The organism is Amycolatopsis lurida, from assembly GCF_900105055.1.
GTDB classification, from domain to species: Bacteria; Actinomycetota; Actinomycetes; order Mycobacteriales; family Pseudonocardiaceae; genus Amycolatopsis; species Amycolatopsis lurida.
This window is the reverse complement of the sequence record NZ_FNTA01000002.1, coordinates 182,109-200,811: the sequence shown is the minus strand read 5'-3', so window position 1 is coordinate 200,811 and position 18,703 is coordinate 182,109. Positions and strand designations below refer to the sequence as shown.

The 18,703-nt window shown below is 68.0% G+C and carries 14 protein-coding genes and 1 pseudogene; 8 read left to right on the top strand and 7 right to left on the bottom strand.

Annotation, left to right across the window (positions count from 1 at the left end; translation table 11 throughout):
• Positions 1-77: 77 nt before the first annotated feature.
• On the top strand, positions 78-1,670 hold the full coding sequence (locus BLW75_RS01200; protein WP_034307956.1) for a hypothetical protein: 1,593 nt from the start codon (positions 78-80) through the stop codon (positions 1,668-1,670).
• Between the two features lie 13 nt (positions 1,671-1,683).
• Entirely contained in the window at positions 1,684-2,829 is a 1,146-nt protein-coding gene (locus tag BLW75_RS01195) for a cytochrome P450 (protein ID WP_034307957.1), read from the top strand.
• Positions 2,830-3,042: 213 nt separating this feature from the next.
• Here BLW75_RS01195 and BLW75_RS01185 read toward each other — a convergent pair whose 3' ends face one another.
• The 3 genes from BLW75_RS01185 to BLW75_RS01175 form a co-directional block, all read right to left on the bottom strand.
• Entirely contained in the window at positions 3,043-3,894 is an 852-nt protein-coding gene (locus BLW75_RS01185; protein ID WP_034307960.1) for an alpha/beta fold hydrolase, read from the bottom strand.
• A 330-nt stretch (positions 3,895-4,224) separates the two neighbouring features.
• Positions 4,225-5,682: a trypsin-like serine protease gene (locus tag BLW75_RS01180; protein ID WP_034307961.1), complete on the bottom strand. Its 1,458-nt coding sequence runs from the start codon at positions 5,680-5,682 to the stop codon at positions 4,225-4,227.
• Between the two features lie 43 nt (positions 5,683-5,725).
• Positions 5,726-7,246 carry a S8 family serine peptidase gene (locus tag BLW75_RS01175; protein ID WP_034307962.1) on the bottom strand — a complete coding sequence of 507 codons (1,521 nt, stop codon included), beginning with the start codon at positions 7,244-7,246 and terminating at the stop codon, positions 5,726-5,728.
• 237 nt (positions 7,247-7,483) lie between these two features.
• Here BLW75_RS01175 and BLW75_RS01170 point away from each other — a divergent pair, with 237 nt between their 5' ends.
• Positions 7,484-10,270, top strand: coding sequence for an ATP-binding protein (locus tag BLW75_RS01170; protein ID WP_091596459.1), 2,787 nt, complete (start codon positions 7,484-7,486; stop codon positions 10,268-10,270).
• Between the two features lie 180 nt (positions 10,271-10,450).
• Positions 10,451-10,750 carry a hypothetical protein gene (locus BLW75_RS01165; protein WP_241783403.1) on the top strand — a complete coding sequence of 100 codons (300 nt, stop codon included), beginning with the start codon at positions 10,451-10,453 and terminating at the stop codon, positions 10,748-10,750.
• 183 nt (positions 10,751-10,933) lie between these two features.
• On the opposite strand, the gene BLW75_RS01160 is transcribed toward BLW75_RS01165, so the two are convergent.
• Positions 10,934-11,902, bottom strand: coding sequence for a hypothetical protein (locus BLW75_RS01160; protein ID WP_034307966.1), 969 nt, complete (start codon positions 11,900-11,902; stop codon positions 10,934-10,936).
• Positions 11,903-12,241: 339 nt separating this feature from the next.
• Between BLW75_RS01160 and BLW75_RS01155 the strand changes: the two are divergent.
• The 3 genes and pseudogenes from BLW75_RS01155 to BLW75_RS01145 form a co-directional block, all read left to right on the top strand.
• Positions 12,242-12,490: pseudogene (locus BLW75_RS01155) on the top strand (lycopene cyclase domain-containing protein); the annotation flags it as partial.
• Positions 12,491-12,789: 299 nt separating this feature from the next.
• Positions 12,790-13,863 (top strand): family 43 glycosylhydrolase, encoded by a 1,074-nt coding sequence (locus BLW75_RS01150; RefSeq protein ID WP_241783405.1) that lies wholly within the window; start codon positions 12,790-12,792, stop codon positions 13,861-13,863.
• A gap of 870 nt (positions 13,864-14,733) precedes the next feature.
• Entirely contained in the window at positions 14,734-16,203 is a 1,470-nt protein-coding gene (locus BLW75_RS01145) for a pentapeptide repeat-containing protein (RefSeq protein ID WP_143055279.1), read from the top strand.
• Positions 16,204-16,239: 36 nt separating this feature from the next.
• Here BLW75_RS01145 and BLW75_RS01140 read toward each other — a convergent pair whose 3' ends face one another.
• Entirely contained in the window at positions 16,240-17,190 is a 951-nt protein-coding gene (locus BLW75_RS01140) for a DMT family transporter (RefSeq protein ID WP_241783407.1), read from the bottom strand.
• Between the two features lie 109 nt (positions 17,191-17,299).
• Entirely contained in the window at positions 17,300-17,638 is a 339-nt protein-coding gene (locus tag BLW75_RS01135) for a winged helix-turn-helix transcriptional regulator (RefSeq protein ID WP_034307969.1), read from the bottom strand.
• A 118-nt stretch (positions 17,639-17,756) separates the two neighbouring features.
• Between BLW75_RS01135 and BLW75_RS01130 the strand changes: the two genes are divergently transcribed.
• Positions 17,757-18,494 (top strand): alpha/beta fold hydrolase, encoded by a 738-nt coding sequence (locus BLW75_RS01130; protein WP_091596450.1) that lies wholly within the window; start codon positions 17,757-17,759, stop codon positions 18,492-18,494.
• On the opposite strand, the gene BLW75_RS01125 is transcribed toward BLW75_RS01130, so the two are convergent.
• Positions 18,469-18,672, bottom strand: a complete 204-nt coding sequence (locus tag BLW75_RS01125; RefSeq protein WP_034307971.1) for a hypothetical protein — start codon at positions 18,670-18,672, stop codon at positions 18,469-18,471. The two genes, BLW75_RS01130 and BLW75_RS01125, sit on opposite strands and share 26 nt — an antisense overlap.
• Between the last annotated feature and the right edge of the window lie 31 nt (positions 18,673-18,703).

Genomic DNA, 18,703 nt, shown 5'->3' with positions numbered 1-18,703 from the left:
CCGGGAACCGGCAAGCCAGGAAGCGTTTTAAAACAATCGATTCCCGCGCAGTGCACGTACCTCACAGAGGAGTCCTCATGACGTCGAACGCTCTTGACTCCGATCGCACATCGGGTTCCTGCCAAGGCAACGGGGTGGCGCCGGCGACATATGGCTACATCTGGTCCGACTGGTTGTACGGCGCGAGGAAGGACGCGTTCATGGTCGACGTTTATGACGCATGTGCGGCGATCGACCGTGAGCCGGACGTCGAGGCCAAACGCGAGAAGATGGCGGCGCTGGGAAAGGTGATCAAGGGCAGCGAGCGGGACTGGGTGCTGGGTATTCGCGATTTTCTGTCCTTCGAGCAGGACCGTATGGTGCACGGGCTTGCGCCGCTCACCATCCTGGGCCTCGGCGACGACTTCGCGGTGCTCGCGGTCATTGATGGCGCGTATCGGCACGGAGCATTCCGAGGGCTGTGTCGCACCCCCGGCGGAGCTGAGTGGATTGGCGTGCTGGGCGAGGTCTGTGCCGCGATGGTGCACCAGGGCTTCAAGTGGCTGCGTTCGGCCAGTGTGGACGAGTGGGAGCTGCCGGCCCTGGGAGAAGCATGGTGCAAGGGCGTGGTCATGTGGGGCCTTGCCAGTGTGTACTTGGCCGTCGACGCCGCGGGGGACGACGCCGACAATGACGAGGCGCTGTATCGGATCCATACGGTGGTGGCGGCTCACCACATGGCGGGCACCGTATGGACGACGTACCGAGGCCCACACCCGCATCAATGGTGGGACCGGGCTGTGCGAGGCAAAGCTCCCACGGAGTACGCGATTCGGCAGTTCGCCGCTTGGCGTTGCTGGCCGCTGGAACTGACCGATCTGCTCGTCCGCTCGGCACAGCACGTGAACACGTGGGTGAACCCGCACGCTCCGTCGGCCCACCAGGCCCGCATGCGCGGCCTGGCGCTGGGCGCGCACACCCCGCGCCTGAACATCCGGCTGAATCACGTGGTCGATGAGCTGGCCGAGCTGGCGGGCGACATGACGCCGCAGGAGATCACCGAGGTCCGTTCGCGCGTCGGATCGTGGCTGTCCACTCACACCTCCGTATGGCGTGGCCGAGGAGACACCAGCGACCGCGTGGTGGAGATCAGCCTGTTGGGAGCCATGCTGGGCGTGCTGCGGGAAACCCGCCCGCACATCACCCCCGAACTGGTGGACCGCCTCACCCAGTGGAGCCGCGCTCGCACCGAACACCTGCGCCCTGAGGAGCAGCGGACGATCCTGGACGAGGTCGCGGCCACAGCGCAGATCCGGGGACGGCTGCCGGGTGTCCCACTCGGCAGCGACGGAGTGGGCCCGCGGCGCTACACCGACGGTGTCTGGGGTCTGGCCTCCTTAGGCGTGGTCTACGCGCGTCACGGGGGTCGGGAGGTGCCCGAAGACATGCGCGAATTGACCGTCCGCCTGTTCCACGCGATGACCGAGCACCGCCGGATCCCCGGCGTGGACGTCGGGAAGAACCACGTCGGCAGCGACTGCATGGTGTGCGTGGGTGACCAGCTGTTCAAGGGGCTGGTGGACAACCGTCCCTCTACGGGCGTGCTGACCGTGACCATCTGGGGAGCACTGACCTACTGCAACTTGGGGCTGGGAGCCGGCGGAGACGACGTCGACCTGGCGACCCGGTGAGAGGAGTGCTGCCATGACCTCGGCCGCGTCCGATCTCTTGGGATTCGATCCGTTGTCCGCGGACTTCCGCGCCGATCCGTACCGGCAGTACCGCCGGATGGACAAGCTCGCCCGCACGCCCGCGGGGCTCTGGGTGACGACTTCCTACCAGCTGTGCGCGCAGGTGCTGCGCGACTCCCGGTTCGGTCACGGCGATAGGAGCTGGCGGGACACCGGTGGGAGCAAGCGATCATTCGCCACGATGAACCCGCCTGACCACACCCGGCTACGGCGGCTGGTGAGCGGAGCGTTCACCGCCCCTTTCGTCGAACGTCTTCGCCCCGGTATCGCCGAGACGACCGACGAGCTCCTGACTGGTCTCAGCGGCCCGGTGGACATCATCGCCGCCTTGGCATACCCGCTGCCTGTGATCATCATCAGCGAGCTCCTCGGGGTACCTGCCGAGGATCAGGCGCGCTTTCGTAGCTGGTCCAGCGCGCTGGCCCGCGGACAGGACCCGGACGTCATCCTCTCGTCCGAGGAGCGCGAGGCCAGGACGAGAGCGCGCGAAGAATTCGCGAACTACTTCACCGACTTGGCCGAACGGCGCCGGGCCAAGCCCGCCTCCGACCTGCTCAGCGCGCTGGCCGGGGTGGAGGGCCTGACCATCCAGGAGCTGCTGTCCATCTGCTCGGTCCTGCTGGTCGCGGGACACGAGACCGTCGTGAGCCTGATCGGCAATGGCACCCGTGCCCTCCTCGCCAACCCCGACCAGATCCCGTACCTGCACGCTCACCCGGCGGCCGCGGTCGAGGAACTGCTGCGCTATGACCCGCCGGTGCAGCTGACCCTGCGCACCGCACTGGAGGACGTCGTCCTCTCCGGCATGGAGATCGAAGCAGGCCAGCAGATCGTGCTGCTGCTCGCCGCCGCGAACCGGGATCCGAGTGTCTTCCCCGACCCGGACCGGCTCGACTTGGCCCGGTCTGCCAAGGGACACCTCACTTTCAGTCTGGGCATCCATTTCTGCCTCGGTGCCATGCTGGCCAGGCTCGAGGGCCAGATCGCACTCACGAAGCTGTTCGAGCGCGCTCCAGTGCTGGCGCCTGATCCCTTCGAGTACCGCGAAACCCTGGTGCTGCGAGGCCTCACGAAACTGGAACTGGTTTTCCCGGATTGAGCCGCGAGGCGGGTCTTCCGCCTGGGGCTCGGTGATCAAACCGCGACCGCGTCGTCGTCGGCTTGGGAAGCCTTGCTGCCGCGCCGATACGGGTAGCACTCGCGCGCCGCGACCGGGGTGGCGGCGGTCCAGCCGGATCCCGACCGGTGCGGCGCACGATCCACTGACGACCCGGACGACTCGACCAGGCGGACAGGACGGTCCTGAGTGTCCTCAGCGCGCATCACCGGCGAGGAAGTCGGTGAGTGCGCGGGCGATCCGGCCTGGTGCGTTCTCAGTGGGGATGTGTCGCGCTTCCGGAATCCGCACGAGTGTGCTTCGCGGAACCTCCCCCGCGAATTTTTCCGCGTACTCCACCTTTTCGAACCGGTCGTCCTCGCCCCAGATCAGCAGCTTGGGCGTCGTCGTGGTCCGTCGCAGCGGGGAAAGGAGTTCCAGGGTGTAGCGGCTGTCGGCCGCGCCCGCCATGGCCAGCCACGAGCGGCGTACCCGCGGCTCGGTCCACGGGTCCACGTATTCGGCGATCCGCTGTTCGGTGGCGGCACCGGCCAGATCCGCGGCCACGGCTTCCCGGCGGGCCGTGAGGAAATCCTCGGCGGTGATGGCCGCGCCGGCCTCCGGATCGAGCAGCTCGGCCACGTGTGGCGCCGGCCAAGAGTCGTAGAGAACCGAATTCACCAAGACCAGCCTGGACACCTCCAGCCGACCTCCGGTGAGGAGATGCTGCGCGACGGCACCGCCGATGTCATGGCCCGCCACGGCGACCGGGCCGGAGATCCCCAGCGCGTCCGCGAATCGCGTCACCCAGTCGGCGAGAGCCGGGACCGTGGCCGTTTCCAGCGTGAGCTCCCCCTCGGAGCGCCCCATTCCGGGGAAATCGACCGCGAGCGGTCGCAGTCCCGCCTCGGCGACGCGCTCGAGCACCGGAAGCCACACCCGGCTCCAATACGTCCCGTGCAACAGCAGAACCGCCGGACCGTCCTGCTCCACGGTCAGGTAGCTGGCCGGTTCACCGTCCACCTGTACCGCGGTCCTCACGATGCCCGTTTCGGTGGTTTCACTCATCAGACCACCGTGACCTACGAGCCGGTCTCTTGCCGAGTACCGAAAATGACATAAAGGCGCAGTTTCCTGCCATCACCGGCAGAAGTTCGTTCAGAAGCCGGTCATCGAGGGGCGCAAGGAAGCCTTCGTGGCGACGCCCTGAGTGTCCACATGGGACAGTTCGGGGTGGTCGAACGCCCGGTTGACGCTCATGTGGGCTGGGTCGTGAGTGGTAAGGAGCGTTAGAACGACATTTATCACTCACGACGACACCTTTGACTTACCCCTCGATATGGCCTTGTGGAGCCCGTGACCGCATGGTGGTCGCGGGCTCCACAAGGCCGGGTCAGCTCACTGGACGGTGAGGCTGTATTCGGCCGTACCGGTCTTACCGGTGCTGTCCGTGGCGGTGATGGTGATCTTGTAGGTACCGGGCTGGAACGGCGCGGCTATGGACATGCGTGACGTACCGCCCGGTGCGACAGTGGACGGCTGGAACATCGGGTTGAGGGTCAGGCCCGTCGCGGTGAGTGTGCTGGTGCCCGTTCCTCCGGTGACGGTGACGGTCGCGTCGACGAACGAACCGGATTTCACCGTTCCCGCACCGGGTGAGACGGCCGGTTTGGGTCCTTCCGTGGTTCCACCCTCGCCGACGGTCAAGGTGTAGTCGGCGGATTTGGTACCGGACGCGCCTTTCGCCGTGACGGTGATCCGGTGCGTGCCTTTCGGAGTGCTCGCCGCGGTCTCCACGGTGAGTTTGGCGACGTCGCCGGAATCGAGGGACGAGCCGGGCTGGAACGTGGCCGTCGCGCCGGCGGGCAGTCCGGTCGCGGCCAGGTCGAGCTTTTCGGGTCCCGTGTCGCCGGCCTTGGTCACGACGGAGGTCGAGATGTACTTGCCGGGCTCGACCTTGCCCGCCGACGGGCTGAGGGAGACGCCGAATTTCCCGTCACCGGGCTGCGTGCCGCCGATCTCACCTCGGGCCCAGTCGCCCATCTCGTTCGTGAGCCGGGCCATGATGCTGTAGCGGTCGCATCCGCTCGCGCCCCACGAGACGACGCCGACGATCACGCCGTCCACGATGAAGGGCCCGCCGCTGTCGCCGGAGCAGGTCGCGGTTCGCCCGTCGTCATACCCGACGCACACCATGAGATCGGGGTTCACCCGCACGTTGAACACCTGGCAGGTGTTCGCGTCGTTGACCGGCATCGTGGTCTTGTACAGCGTGCCGGATCCACCACCGGCCGACGTGCGTCCGTAGCCGACGGCGGTGCCCGACTTCCCCGGTGCGGTCAGTCCGGCATCACCCGATCCGGCCACCTTGGCCCACTGGTTCTCCGGCACGGGCAGATCGGCCTCGGTGGTGATGACCGCGACGTCGTAGCCGGTCTGCCAGGAGTTCGGGCCGGTGTAGCGGGGGTGCACCTTGTAGGAGGCGACAGGCGTGCGGAACGTTTCGTCACCTGGGGTGTTCAGGTCGTCGTCACCGTAGAGGTAGCTCTTCGCGCCGCCGACGTCGATCATGCAGTGCGCCGCGGTGATGATCTTGCGTTTGCCGACGACGGAAGCGGTGCAGGACTGCCCCTGTGGGCCGCCGCCACCCGCTCGGAGGCCCGCGATGATGTAGGGGTTCTCCCGCACGGTCGTCCGTTGTCCGTTGACCACCCGGGTCCCCAGGTCCGGGGCCCGCAGCTGGTCGGTGGGTGTCGCGGCGGTCGCGGAGGGCTCGGCGTTCGCCGTCTCGATCGCGGGCAAGGTGATCACGGCCAGTGCCATGGCGACGGCTGTGATCAGACGTGCTGTTCTCATCGTGCTCCTCGGTTCGCAGGGTTGTCCGATGGGCGGTTCCGGATCAGAACGTGATCGACCAGCCGGTCAAGGTGCCGGTGTCGAAGCGGTGGATGTCGCGCAGCTGGAGCTTCCAGGTGCCGTTGGCGTTCTCGCCGGAGGCGTCCACGGTGAAGGTCTGGTGCACACCGCCGGCGTCGCCGATTCCACCGGCTCGTTTGAGGGGCCACGTGGCCCCGCTCGGTCCGACCAGGTCGATCGCCAGGTCCGCGGAGTAGGTGTGGTCGATGTCCACCCGGACGGCCAGTGTCGCCGAAGCCTTGCCGTCACAGCTGCGCTGGGTCACGGTGCTGCCCACGGCGGCTCCGGCGTCGGGGATGGCCACGTCCTCGTCATTGGACTCGGCACCGCACCTGGGCGGCGTGCCTCCGCCGATGAACCCGGTGTAGAGCAGCGCGTCCGGCGAGCCCGCGCCGGGATCGGTGACCAGACCCGGTGAGGCGTTGCGGACGAGCGCGTCGCGTACCTGCTGTGGTGTCGCGCCGGGATTCGCGGCGAGGTACAGCGCCGCCGCACCCGCCCCGTGTGGCGACGCCATCGAGGTACCGCTGCCGGTACGGTAGCCGCCGGTGTGGTCGGTGGAGTGGATGTTGCCGCCCGGGGCGAACAGGTCGACGCACTTCCCGTAGTTCCCGCTACGGCCGCCACCCTGGTTGATCCAGCCGACGGTCAATGCTTCGGGGGTGCGGCCGGGGCTGGCCGTGCAGGCGTCCTGGCCGTTGTTGCCCGCGGCCACCGCGACCACGAACCCCTTGTCCACCAACGCTTTCACTTGAGCGTCGCCGACACCGACGGTGTCCATAACCAGGCTCAGGTTGACCACGGCCGGTTTGCTCCCGTTGGCGGCCACCCATTCCAGTCCGCTGACGGTCGCCGAGTCCGGTCCGGAACCGCCACAGCCCAGCGAGCGGACCGCGACCACCTTGGCCTTCTTGGCGACGCCGACGGTCTTGCCCGCGATGGTGCCCGCCACATGCGAGCCGTGCCAGAAGCAGTCGCTCGCGTCGTTGTCGTTGTCGATGAAATCGCGGCCGTGGGCGGCCCTTCCCTCGAACTCGGTGTGCCGGATCCCCACGCCGGAGTCGACGACATAGGCGGTGACACCCTCGCCGGTGTTGGGATAGACGTACTTCTTGTCCAAGGCCTTCGTGCGCTGGTCGATCTGATCCAGCCCCCACGACGGCGGGTTCGGCTGCTCTCCGGCGGCACGGGCGACGCCGTCCTGGTGCACCGTCTTCACAGCCGGGTCGGCGGCCAGGCGCCGGGCCTGCCGCTCGCTCAGGTCTCGGACCGAGAAACCGTTCAGAGTCAGCGCGTAGGTGTCGACCACCGCACCGCCGTAGCGCCGGGTCAACGACGCGGCCCCGCCCTGCGAGGCTGCCTGCGCGCCGTCCCGGAGGACGACTATGTAGCGACCGGCAAGGGGCTGCCGGGCTTGCACGACGTCGCTTTCGGGCGTCGCGGCCGACGCGGCGGGACTCACCGCCACCAGTGCGGCCGCGATGCCGAACAAACCTAACGTCATTCGGGCCTTTTGCATCTCTCCTCCATCTCCCGTGTGCGCCTGGCGCACCGCTTCACCATTCGGCGCGGGCGGAGGGGAAACAATCGTGGTGAGACCCCGGAGGGGTACGGCATTACCGTGATCAGGGTTACGCGGTGGCGACGGTCCGACGTATCGTTGCGGCCTCTTGGAACCGGCGTGACCAGCGCGGAGGTGGCAATGGGTGTGTCTCCGTCGACGCGCGGACGATCCATCCCGATGATCGGCCGGACCGCGGAACTGGCCACCTTGTCCGACGTCGTCGGCCGTCCGCCCGCGGTGGCTTTCCTGGAAGGTGAGGCGGGAGCCGGAAAGACCACCTTGATCGGCGCGCTCGCGAAGGCGGTGCGCGGCAGGAACCTGTGGATGGCCGTCGGTACGTGTCAGCCGCTGGAGGAACCCTTCCCCTATGGACCGTTGCTCGATTGCCTCGGACGAGCCGGGGACAGGGTGGGCCATCCCGATCCGGTGACCGGAGCACTCCGCGGACACCTGCCCGAACTGGCCGACCTCCTGCCCCCTGCGCCGCCACCGCTGGACCGTCCGGAAGCCGAGCGCCATCGGATGTTCCGCGCGGTCTGCGCGCTGGTGCGGGCGCTCGGGCAGGCCGTGCTCGTGGTCGAAGACGTGCACTGGGCGGATGAGGACACCCGGCAGGTGCTGAGATTTCTGCTCGCGGATCCACCGCCCGGACTGTCACTGGTCATGACCTATCGGCGTGAGGAACTTCCCGGTGATGCCCCGCTGGGTCCGGTCGTGCACCCGCCGCTCGAAGTCACCACCGTGCATCTCGGTCTGCGACCGTTCGAGGAGCCGGAGGTGCGAGCGCTGATCGAAACCGTGACAAGCGTCGGCGTTTCGGAGTCGTTCGCGACCGCGGTTCTGCACCGGACCGGTGGCATTCCTTTCGTGGTGGCCGAAACGGCCCGCGCGCTGCGTGGCGGGCTCGGGGACACCAGGGGCGAGGATGCGGTGGCGCGCCGGCTCCTGGCCACCGTCGGCGTACCTGTCCTGGTGAAGGAGTCGCTGCTCGAACGACTGAACCGGCTGAGCGAACCGGAGCGCGCGGTCGCCGAGGCGGCGGCCGTGCTGGGCGACGCGGCGCCGGCGGAGATCCTCACCGCGGTCGCGAGGTCTCCCGGAGTGCATCCGGTGGTGAGCTTGGTCCGCGCGGGTGTGCTGACGGAAGGCCCGCCGAACCGGTACGGCCTCCGGCACGACATGGCGCGTCGGGCGGTGTACGCGGCCCTGCCGGGGCCTCGTCGGCGGGAGTTGCACGGCGCCGCGGCGCGCGTGCTGGTGGACGTGGCCGGATGGCCGGTCGCGCGGCTCGCCGAGCACTGCGCCGAAGCCGGAATGCCGCGAGAGTGGTTGCGGTACAGCGAAAGCGCCGCGGACGTCGCGGCCGAGGCGAACGACATGTCCGCCGCGGCGGACCTGCTCTCCCGGGTGGTCTCCGACCGCGACGTGCCCGCCGAGGACTTGAACCGGCTGGCCGCGAAACTCTGCGGGTACGCACTGGCCGGGCTGCCTGACGCCGACGTGCTCACCCGGATCGAGGCGTTGCAGTCGGACCCCAGATTGGTCACCGACGTACGCGGCGAAGTGCGCCTCTGCTTCGGCACCCTGCTGGTGCGCGAGTCCCGGTTGGACCGCGGATGTGCCGAAATCGCCCACGCGATAGAACTTCTCGGCGACCAGCCCGAGCGCGTCGCGTCCGGGATGGCGCTGCTCTCCGTGCCCTACCTCGACATCGTCACCGCAACCGAACAGCGGGAGTGGCTTCCCCGGCTGGAGGACCTGCTCGCTCAGCTGCCGCGGCGCCCCGCGCGCACGGCGGTATTGGCCACTGTGCTCGGTGGGCGGCTCATCGTCGGTGACCCGGCCGGCTGGGACCGGATCCCCCTGCTGCCCGCGCCCGACGACATCGACGACCCCGCTGAGATCAGGCATCTCGCGCGGGCCCACACCAACCTGGCCGACGCGTGCTCATGGATAGGCCGGGACGGGCAGGGACGAACGTTCCTGCGGACGGGGTTGGCACTGGCCTCCCGCGCGGGCGCCCCTTATGTGGTGGCGACAGCGGAAGCCACCGCGGCGCGGCTGGACTGGCTGGCGGGCGAGTGGTCCGGGCTCGCCGAGCGCGCGCAGGCGCTGATCCAGGTCTATTCCCATCTTCCGCACATCACGAACGAACTGCACCTGGTCGTCGGCTGGCTGGCCGCCGCGCGCGGCGACTGGCTGACCGCCGAACACGGATTCCACGCCGCCCTGGACATTCATCCGACGGCGGTGATCCCGGTGGCGGTGGCCGCGGCGGGCGGGATGGCCGCCATGCTCCTCAGCCGGGAGGACACCGCGGCTCGCGGCCACGCCGAACGCGGGCTTGCCCTTCTCCGTGCGAAGGGCTCCTGGGCGTGGACCGCCGAGATAGTCCCCCAGGCCGTCGCGTGCTACCTCGCCGACGACGAGACCGGTGACGCGCGGCAACTCGTCGCGGAGGCCGAGGAAGGGCTGAACGGCATCGACGCGCCCTCGGCGTGGACCGCGCTCACGGTGTGCCGGGCGCACGTGGCCGCCGCGGTGGGAGAACGGGACGACGCGGAGCGGCACTACCGTGACGCGCAGCTGCGCTACGACGAACTCGGGCAGCGGTACCGCGCCGCGCAGTGCGCCGACAAGGCCGCTCGCGTCACCGGCGCCGAGCCCGCGGTGTTCCGTGAGCTGGCCGTCACGTTCGACGCCCTCGGCGCCACCGTCGACGCCGCCCGGTGCCGTCACCACGTCCGCAGCACCGGCACCGTCATACCTTCCGTCCGTGGCCGCCGCAGCTACGGCACGCAGCTGTCACCGCGCGAACACGACGTCGCACGGTTGCTGGCGAACGGCCACACCAACCGGGAGATCGCTCAAGCCCTGTTCATCTCGCGGCGCACCGTCGAGGACCACGTCGCCAACGTACTCCGCAAACTCGCCGCGCCCTCTAGGCACGACGTCCGGCTCTGAACCCGGTGATCCGGGGCGGTGGCCGCAAGATCCTGGCTTGTCACCTCCCCGGGCCAGAGCATGACCGCGAAGAAGCGGATTCCGTTCTTTCGCGGCGGGCAAGGTGTCGGGCCCGACGAAACCGGTCACCGATCCGCTGTTTCGCGGGCCTTGACCAGCAGTCGCGCCCGATCCGCGCGCTTGAGCAGTTCGTCCGCCGGGCGACCTCGCACGACCTCTCGATGGACGCGCACGGTCGGCACCGGTGGCGGTGGTGGCGACGGCCGCGACGAGAAGGGGCGTCCAGGCGAAGGTGGCGGGTTCGGCCTGTCGGCCAAGCCGGTGGGCGCGTACGTCATCAAGGACGGCAAGCCGCGCTGGGAACCTGCCGTCGACATGAACCGCCTCTTGGCCACGTTCGGCATGATCGCGGTGGCGGCACTGTTCGCGGCCACGCGTTTCACGAGGCTCAAGCGAGAGACCGAGCCGGAGCTTTGCTGACAGCCGTATCGGTGGCAGCGCACAGCGAGCAGCCTTGCAACCAGCGTGGAACATGCGGAAAGCCGACCCAAGCCGAGATATCTTTCTGAAACCGAGTACACAGCACTGACGACGCCGGGTCCGGAGGCGGCAGTGCCGCCTCCGGACCCGGCAATCACGAAAGGCCGTCACGGCCCTGGTTCGTCAGGAGCATTTCCAGGTGGCAGGCAGCCACGTCTGGCCGTCCGTCGAAGGGCGCTTCCCGGCGAGTTCGTCGGTTTCCGTCACCACGCGGACCCCGAATTCGGTGGTGATGTTTCCGAGGAACGTCGCCCCGCGCCACACACCCAGTTCCCGCTCGGTGCCGCCGATCGGAGTGTACGAAGCGACCATCAACCCGTTCGAGTTGACGCTCCTCGGAGAGGGACGATCCTTCGCCTCGTACCGGTGCACCAAAGCCCCCGTGGTGTCCCACTTGTGCAGGCCGGTGTAGTCACCGAAAGCCTGACCGAGCGCGTAACCGCCTTGGAAGACCCGGACTTGAAGATCGGGCGAACCGGCGAGCCGGCGGGTGGTGCCGTCCGGCGACCACACCGAACCCTTCTCGGTCACCACGGTGCCCGCGTTGTCGATGCCGATCGCCACGCCGTCCGCGACGATCTGATAGGTGCCCGGCTGGTTCCGCTTCCACACGACAGTGCGGTAGGGATCGGGGAAGGCGTAGGCCGAACCGACGACATCACCCGAGTCGTTGACGCCCGCGGCGGAAACCACGGTCCCCGCGGGGGCGGGCAACGTCTGGAACGAGCCGTCGCGGTACACGAAAGCCGACCTCGAACGCCCGTCGTACCCGACGATCTCACCGCTGCCGTTGACCCCGGCGACACTGATGGACGTGCTGACCGGGGCGTTCACGGCGACAGGCTGGCCGTTGCGCCACAGCAGCAACCTTCCGTCGGACGCCTGACCCGCCAAGTAGCCGTTCGAGCCCGCGGCGTCCACCGACCCGCCGGTCACTCCTGCGGGCAACGGGAGATACGAGGACGTCCAGGCGCACTGGTCCTGCGTTGGCGCCTGGGCGAAGACCGGCGACGCCGCGACGATCCCTCCGCCAGCGATGATCACACCGACGACCGCCGCTCTCGCCAGCCGCGCTCGAAACCTCAACCCCATGGGTCCTCCAGTCAGAAGTTCGATCTTCATCCAGAGCACGCCACGAACCGCACGGAGTTGCCCCGACCCCACGGGCGTTACCCAACCGATATGCGCCGCTCGCATCACCGCAGGTTCCGCGCGAGCGGGTCCGGACACCGTGACCGATATCCGGTACGCCCGCCCCACCCCTGTACTGGGAGATACTCGACCGGATCGAAGACACCGGCCACGACGTCTTCGCCGGCCGGGCAACGGTGTCCCGGCGCCGTCGGCTCGGGGTCGCCTGTGGCGCTCGCCCGTTCGCGGCGGTCTCGGACGCGGCATCCCGCCCCCGCTCCCCCATCGGCGGTGGGCTGAGTGGGCAAGGTCGAATATCTGGTCGTACTGGCGGCATGCGGCCCGGTGACGCTCCCGTTGAAGATCGTCGGCGCCCGCGTCCACCGGCAGCCGAAACGCCTTGCCCGCGCGCTGCTCCCGGTGGCCATGGTCTTTCTCGTCCGGGGCGTGATGGCGATCGCCGGCGAGGTCTGGAGTTACGCGCCGTTTTCCCTTCCACTGGAAGAGATCCTGTTCTTCGTCGTGATCCCGATCTGCGGGATGCCTACCCTCGCGGTCATGCGGCCCGGCGGCCGGATCGGATCACCGCGCGGCGCCGCGGCGGCTCGTACGGCACCGCCGGCTAGGCCGTACGGGCGCATCGACCGGCAGTTTCCTGGCTTTCGGTCGCGTCGGCGACTGGGGGTCACATAGTTTGCAACCGGCGCACTTGTCCGTCCACAAGTAACCGGCGAGAGCAACTGGTCACCCCAGGCGCATCGCAGCGGCCGGGCTTGCCGCCTCGACCGCGGGTGGCCGGGTGCTCCTCCTGACCGACGCCACTCTCCTTGCCCAGTAAGGGATTCAGCATGCGCAAGTGGATGACCAGATTACTTGTGGCCGGCGTGCTCGCCACGAGCACCGCGGCCGCCGTCACGGCGGTCGACACGGCCGCCGCGGCCGACGGTGTCTCGACCGCGGCCGCCGAGTCGACGTTCCCGCTCGCCGACCCGGACACCGTCCAGGCGAAGGACGGTTCGTACGTCACTTACGGCACCACGGTCGGCGCCGACGTCGGCGCCCGGTGCGGCGTGACCGGCAAACTGTTCGTGCCGGTGCTCGTCCACGGCTCCGGCAACACCGTCGGTGTGGGAACCTGCGCGTCGGCCGACGCACTGCCCAACGGGCCGGGCAGCTGGGCCGAGGGCAACATCTGGGCGCCCGGCGTTGTCCGCTTCGGTGACACGTACTTCATGTACTACACCGCGTCCAAGCGGGGCAGCGGCCAGAAATGCCTCGGCCGCGCCGTCTCGGGCAGTGCGCGGGGGCCGTTCACCAACCCCGTCGAGTGGGCGTGCCCGGGCAACGGCCGCTGGGCCATCGACGCGAACCCGTTCGTCTCGGGTAGTGACATGTACGTCGCCTACCGGGACGACGCGATCACCTCGTACCCGGAGACCGGCATCTCGGTCGTGCGCACCCACTCCAACGGCATGGCGGACTGGGCCACCCGCCGGGACGCGTTGAAGAGCACCGACATCGGCTGGGAGACCACCCGGATGAGCGGCGGCACGCACGTGGTCGAGAACCCGTCGATGTTCAAGTCCGCCGATGGTTATTGGTACCTGGCCTACTCCGGCAACAACTGGGACAGCGTGCGGTATGCGACCGGCATCGCCAGGTGCGGCACCGGCCCGCTCCCGTCGACGCGCTGCACGCCCCGGCAGAACGGGGCCGAGCGGCCGTACTTCGGTTACACCGGCACCGGCGGCCTCAACCCCTACCGCGGCATGCCCGGCAACCACCCCGGCCCGGGCGGGATGGACTTCTTCCAGGCGGCCAACGGCCAGTACCACGCGGTCTACCACTGGTGGAACGGCACCAGGCGGTTCCCGATCGTGGCGGTGGTCCTCCGCAACGACGGCGGCTTCTACCTCAATTAAAAGGCTCTCCGATCCGGACGTGGACTGAAAAGGACTTTCACACCACACCCCGGTTTGTCGTGAACGGCGCGTTCAGCATGCCCATCACTCTGAACGCGCCGTTCACCACGCCGGCCAAGGGCCACGCCGTACCCGGCGACCGCGCCATGGCGGTGGCCCGATCGGCCACCGCAGTACTAAGCGTGTATCGAAATGCTCGGAGTACGGTGAGCGATCCTCACCAGTCGCCGTCACCTACCTGGTGACGAAGTCATCCAGTCTCTGGGGCATCGGGTAGGTGCGCTCCGCGGGAAACAGCCGCTGGGCCGTCGCACGCCCGATTTGGGAGCGCGACGAAGATCTGATGCCAGGTGCCGTCCCACTGGAACCGGCAAACCCTGCGCGGCCCGATTCGGCTCGCCGGCTCGGTTTCGTCGCCGCTTGCGGCTCAGGACCGGCAGGGCGGCGTCCGTCCTCGGCGGTCGTGGTCATCGGGTCTCCCTAACATCGGACATCCGACCAAAGACAGGGCCCGCGTTAGGCGCATTTGCTGCTCACTCGATCCGGTGATCCTCGTGAGGAAGGGCCTGTTCTGTCCGGTGGACGCGGCGCCGGCGTAGAAAGCGGTCCCGCGTACGTTCTGTCTTCATCGCGGATCGCTTCGCGCCCATCGCGTGGCGCGACTGGCCGGCCTCGGCCGCATCATCTGTTCCTGGAACAAGGGCACGCCGATGGTGGGACGCACGGTGGAGCCAGTCGAATTGACGACCGTTCTGCGCGATGATTCGGGATGTGACTGACGACTCCACAGGAACACCCCCATCGTTGCCGCGCTCCCGCCCACCTGTGCCGCGTCCGTTGTTGTCGCCCTGGACGGTGCCACTGGTCTCCGTGGTCGTACTGGCGGCGGCGGGGGTGGTGGGGTGGCTGCTGTGGAGCTGGATCGACAGCCTGACCCTGGCCGACCCTGAAAAGAAAGCCACAGCGCAGCTGGACGCGGTGAAGATCTCGGCGTCGGTTGTCGTGGCCGGGGGCGGCTTGTTCGCCCTGTACCTGGCAGTTCGGCGACAGCGGACACAGGAGCTGGAGTTGGAGGCGCGACACGCCGAACTACGCCATCGGCAAGCCGAACTCAGCCAGCGCGATCGCACCCAAGACCATGCCGAGCAGGTCGCCGAGACCAATAGATTGCACTCCGAACGCGTCGCGGACGACACGAAGAAGGATGCCGACGCACGGCGGGTGACCGAGCTGTACAGCACGTCGGTCGGGCAGTTGGGCTCGGATCACGCGGCGGTCCGGCTGGGCGCGATGTATGCCCTTGAACGCCTGGCCCAGGACGACCCACCACAACGGCAGACCGTGGTCAGCGTGTTGTGCGCCTATCTGCGCATGCCTTATGCCGCGCCGACCGACACGCCGCCTGGGTTGAGCGATCAGGATCATCTACAGGAGCGTCAAGTTCGGCTCACCGCTCAGCGCCTGCTCCATGGCCATTTGATTCCCCGATACCGTGGCCAAGACGGGGCCACCTATTCCATGCCGAGCTTCTGGGCCGGAATCGATCTCGACCTTACCGGCGCGACTCTCATCGATTTCACGCTCACTGGATGCGCCGTCCGCACTTTTTTGGCCGACGGCGCGAAATTCACCGGGGACACCCAGTTCGACTGGACGACATTCAACGGCCCCGCCCAGTTCAATAAGGCGACATTCACCGGACCCACCCGATTCGACAACGTCATGTTCGCCGGACCGGCCGGCTTCACCGGATCGGCGTTCGAAGATGACAGTCCCTTCGGATTCGGCGACGGGGGCCACGCCAAACCCCGCGGCAACAGTTTCAGCGATGCGACGTTCGCCGCTGACACCTGGTTCAGCGAGGCGACCTTTACCTCTTTTACCTCGTTCACCAGGGCAACATTCATCGGACCAGCACAGTTCGACAAGATCACGTTTTCCAGTCATGCCGGTTTTACCGAAGCGACTTTCGGTGACATCGAATCCCCGTTGAGACACAAATCATTACTACTCGGAACAAAAATCGACCACTCTTTCCGTTCGGCCACCTTCGCCGGGGTCGCCGATTTTCGCAAAGCAAGGTTCGCGGATCCCATCTGGTTCACCAAGGCGACGTTCGGCGAAACCGCCCTTTTTGACAACGCCTTGATCGCACAGGCCGTCGTATCCCACCATTCCGAGATTGCCGAATCACTCGAGCGGATCCAAGGTGTCGACAAGACGTTACGGCCGCCGGGATGGCGCCTCTCGTCCGACCACACCACCGTCAAGGGCCTGAGGGACACTTGGCATACCTTTCAGCGCATCGAACCCGAGCCTGACGATCGTCAGCCGGCCTGACCGTATCGATGTGAACTGCGAGCGCTCATCGGCAGATCACTGCGGCGCCGGCTCCTTCGAGTGCCGTCCCAGACTGCCGATCGCGGCCATGATCAGCACGACGCCCACGACACCGGCCACCGTCAGCCTCTCCCCCAGGAACACGACGGCGATCACGACGGCGGTCACCGGCTCGAGCAGTGTCGCCACCACCACGGCACCGCTGGGTGTGGTCCTCAGGCCGGCGAACAGGAGCGCGTAGGCGAGCGCCATCGTCACGGCCCCCAGGTAGCCGATCAGCGCCCACGACCCGAGATCGGTCGTCAAGATCCCCTCGCCGCTCGCCCAGGGTATGACCAGTCCGACGGGAACGAGGACCATCGCGGCGACACAGGTCGTCGTCGTGGTCATGGTCAGCGTGTCGAGCCGCAGGGACAGCGGCGCGGCCGCTTCGGCGGAGAGGGCGTAAGCGGCTCCTGACACAAGTGCGGCGAACACGCCTAAAACCGGGTACGGCGCTTCGCCGACAGGGCTGCCGAGGACACTGACCAGCAGAAGCCCCGCCACCGCGACCGCGACCGTGAGGAACTGGCCGGCGGAAGGACGGCGACGACGTCGGACGCTGCCGGTGATCAGCAACAGCACCGGCGCGAACCCGAGGCACACCACGGTGGTGATGCTCACCCCGGTCCACAGGACCGCCACGAAGAAGAACAACTGGAAGATCGCCGTCGAGACCCCGACCACCGTCACTCGCCGCCAATGCCGCCTGCCGAGCCGTGCGCAGTCGCGCAACCGCCGCATCACGGCGGCGGCGATCACCAAGACGACCATGGCGAAGAGTGCCCGGTACCCGCCGATGGTCAGCGGTGAGAGGTCCGAAGCCTCGTGGACGACGGGGATCGCCGGACCGATCGTGCCCCAGAGCACGCCGGCCAGACACACCAGGACCAGCCCTCTGCCCTTGCCCGCGGACGCCTGAACAGGCTCGGTTTCCGTTGTCGCCATGCCGGCAGCATGCCAAAGCGGTTCACGGCCTTCCGCGTTCGGCAAGCAGTCGCCCTGCCCCACTGCCCACGTCGGTCACCTGCGGATTCCGAACGGCCTACGCCTGCCGTCAGCGGTTGTCGTATGCCGCGCGGGCGGCGTCGATCTGTGGCAGGTGCGTGAGGCTCCAGTCGAGCAACGGCGCGGTGGCCTCGCGCAGGGTCCGCCCCATCGTCGTCAGCTCGTAGCTGACGTGTGGCGGCATGACGCTGTGGACCGTGCGGGTCAGGATCCCGTCGCGTTCGAGGTCGCGCAACGTCACGGTGAGCATGCGCTGGCTGATGCCCTCGATGGCACGTTTGAGCTCGGTGAAACGGTGCGGCCCGTCCTTGAGCATGCGCACGATCAGCAGCGCCCACTTGTCCCCGACGATCCCGAGCACTTCGCGGGCCTGACACGGGTCCTGCATGGTTACCTCCCGAGAACCGGGGCACCCGAAAGTGCCGTATTGCCCGGTGCGCGTCGTGAGGATCAAGATGCTTCCGGTTACCAAAGGGTACCGAGGCACGAGGAGGAACCACACGCGCATGGCCACTTTCCTGCTGATACACGGCGCCTGGCACAGTGGACAGGTCTGGGACCGGGTGTCCCCGCTGCTCGAGTCAGACGGCCACAGGGTGTTCGCGCCCTCCCTGACCGGCTACGGCGACAAGGCACATCTGCTGGTCCCCGAGATCGGCCTCCACACCCACATCGACGATGTCACCGGCCTGATCGAACACGAGCGCCTCGACGACGTCGTGCTCGTCGGGCACAGCTACGCCGGGATGGTCATATCGGGAGTCGCCAACCAGCTCCCGGAGCGGATCGCCCATCTGGTGTTCCTCGACGCGATGGTGCCCGAAGACGGCGAAACCGCGGTCGATGTCCTTCCGGTCACCAAGCAACTCGTCGACCTCGCCATGGACGGCTGGCGGATTCCGCCGATGCCGCAGCAACCGCCGCCCCTGGGCTTGTTCGGAGTCACCGATCCCCACGACATCGCCTGGCTGCGCTCGATGCTGTCGGATCAACCGGTCCGGTGTCTCACGGAACCCGTCCGGCTGGACAACCCGGCCGCGCGCACGATTCCGCGCACACACATCCACTGCGTCGCCGGACGCCCGGCAGGCATCACCCGGCGACCGGTCCCCGCGGGTGAGCAGACCAGGGAACTGCAGACCGGCCACGATTGCATGGTCACGACACCCGTCGAACTCACCCAGCTTCTGCGCGACACGGTGGCCGGGCAGCGCTCCCTCAACCGCGCAGCCGGTCCGCCGTGATCGGGGTGATCGAAACCTCGCCGCGGCGGATCTCCTCGGTGTCGGAATCGCGTTCGGTCTCAGGTAGGCGATGTCGCTCTCCCGGGCAGAGACCGAGGCCCAGGGTGAACGTGTCGCCGTCGACCGGGGTGTAGGTGGACACGGCCGGCGGGCCGGCACCGACGATCCCGCTGTACATGACTTCTCCTCACTGGCGAGGTCGCGTGGCC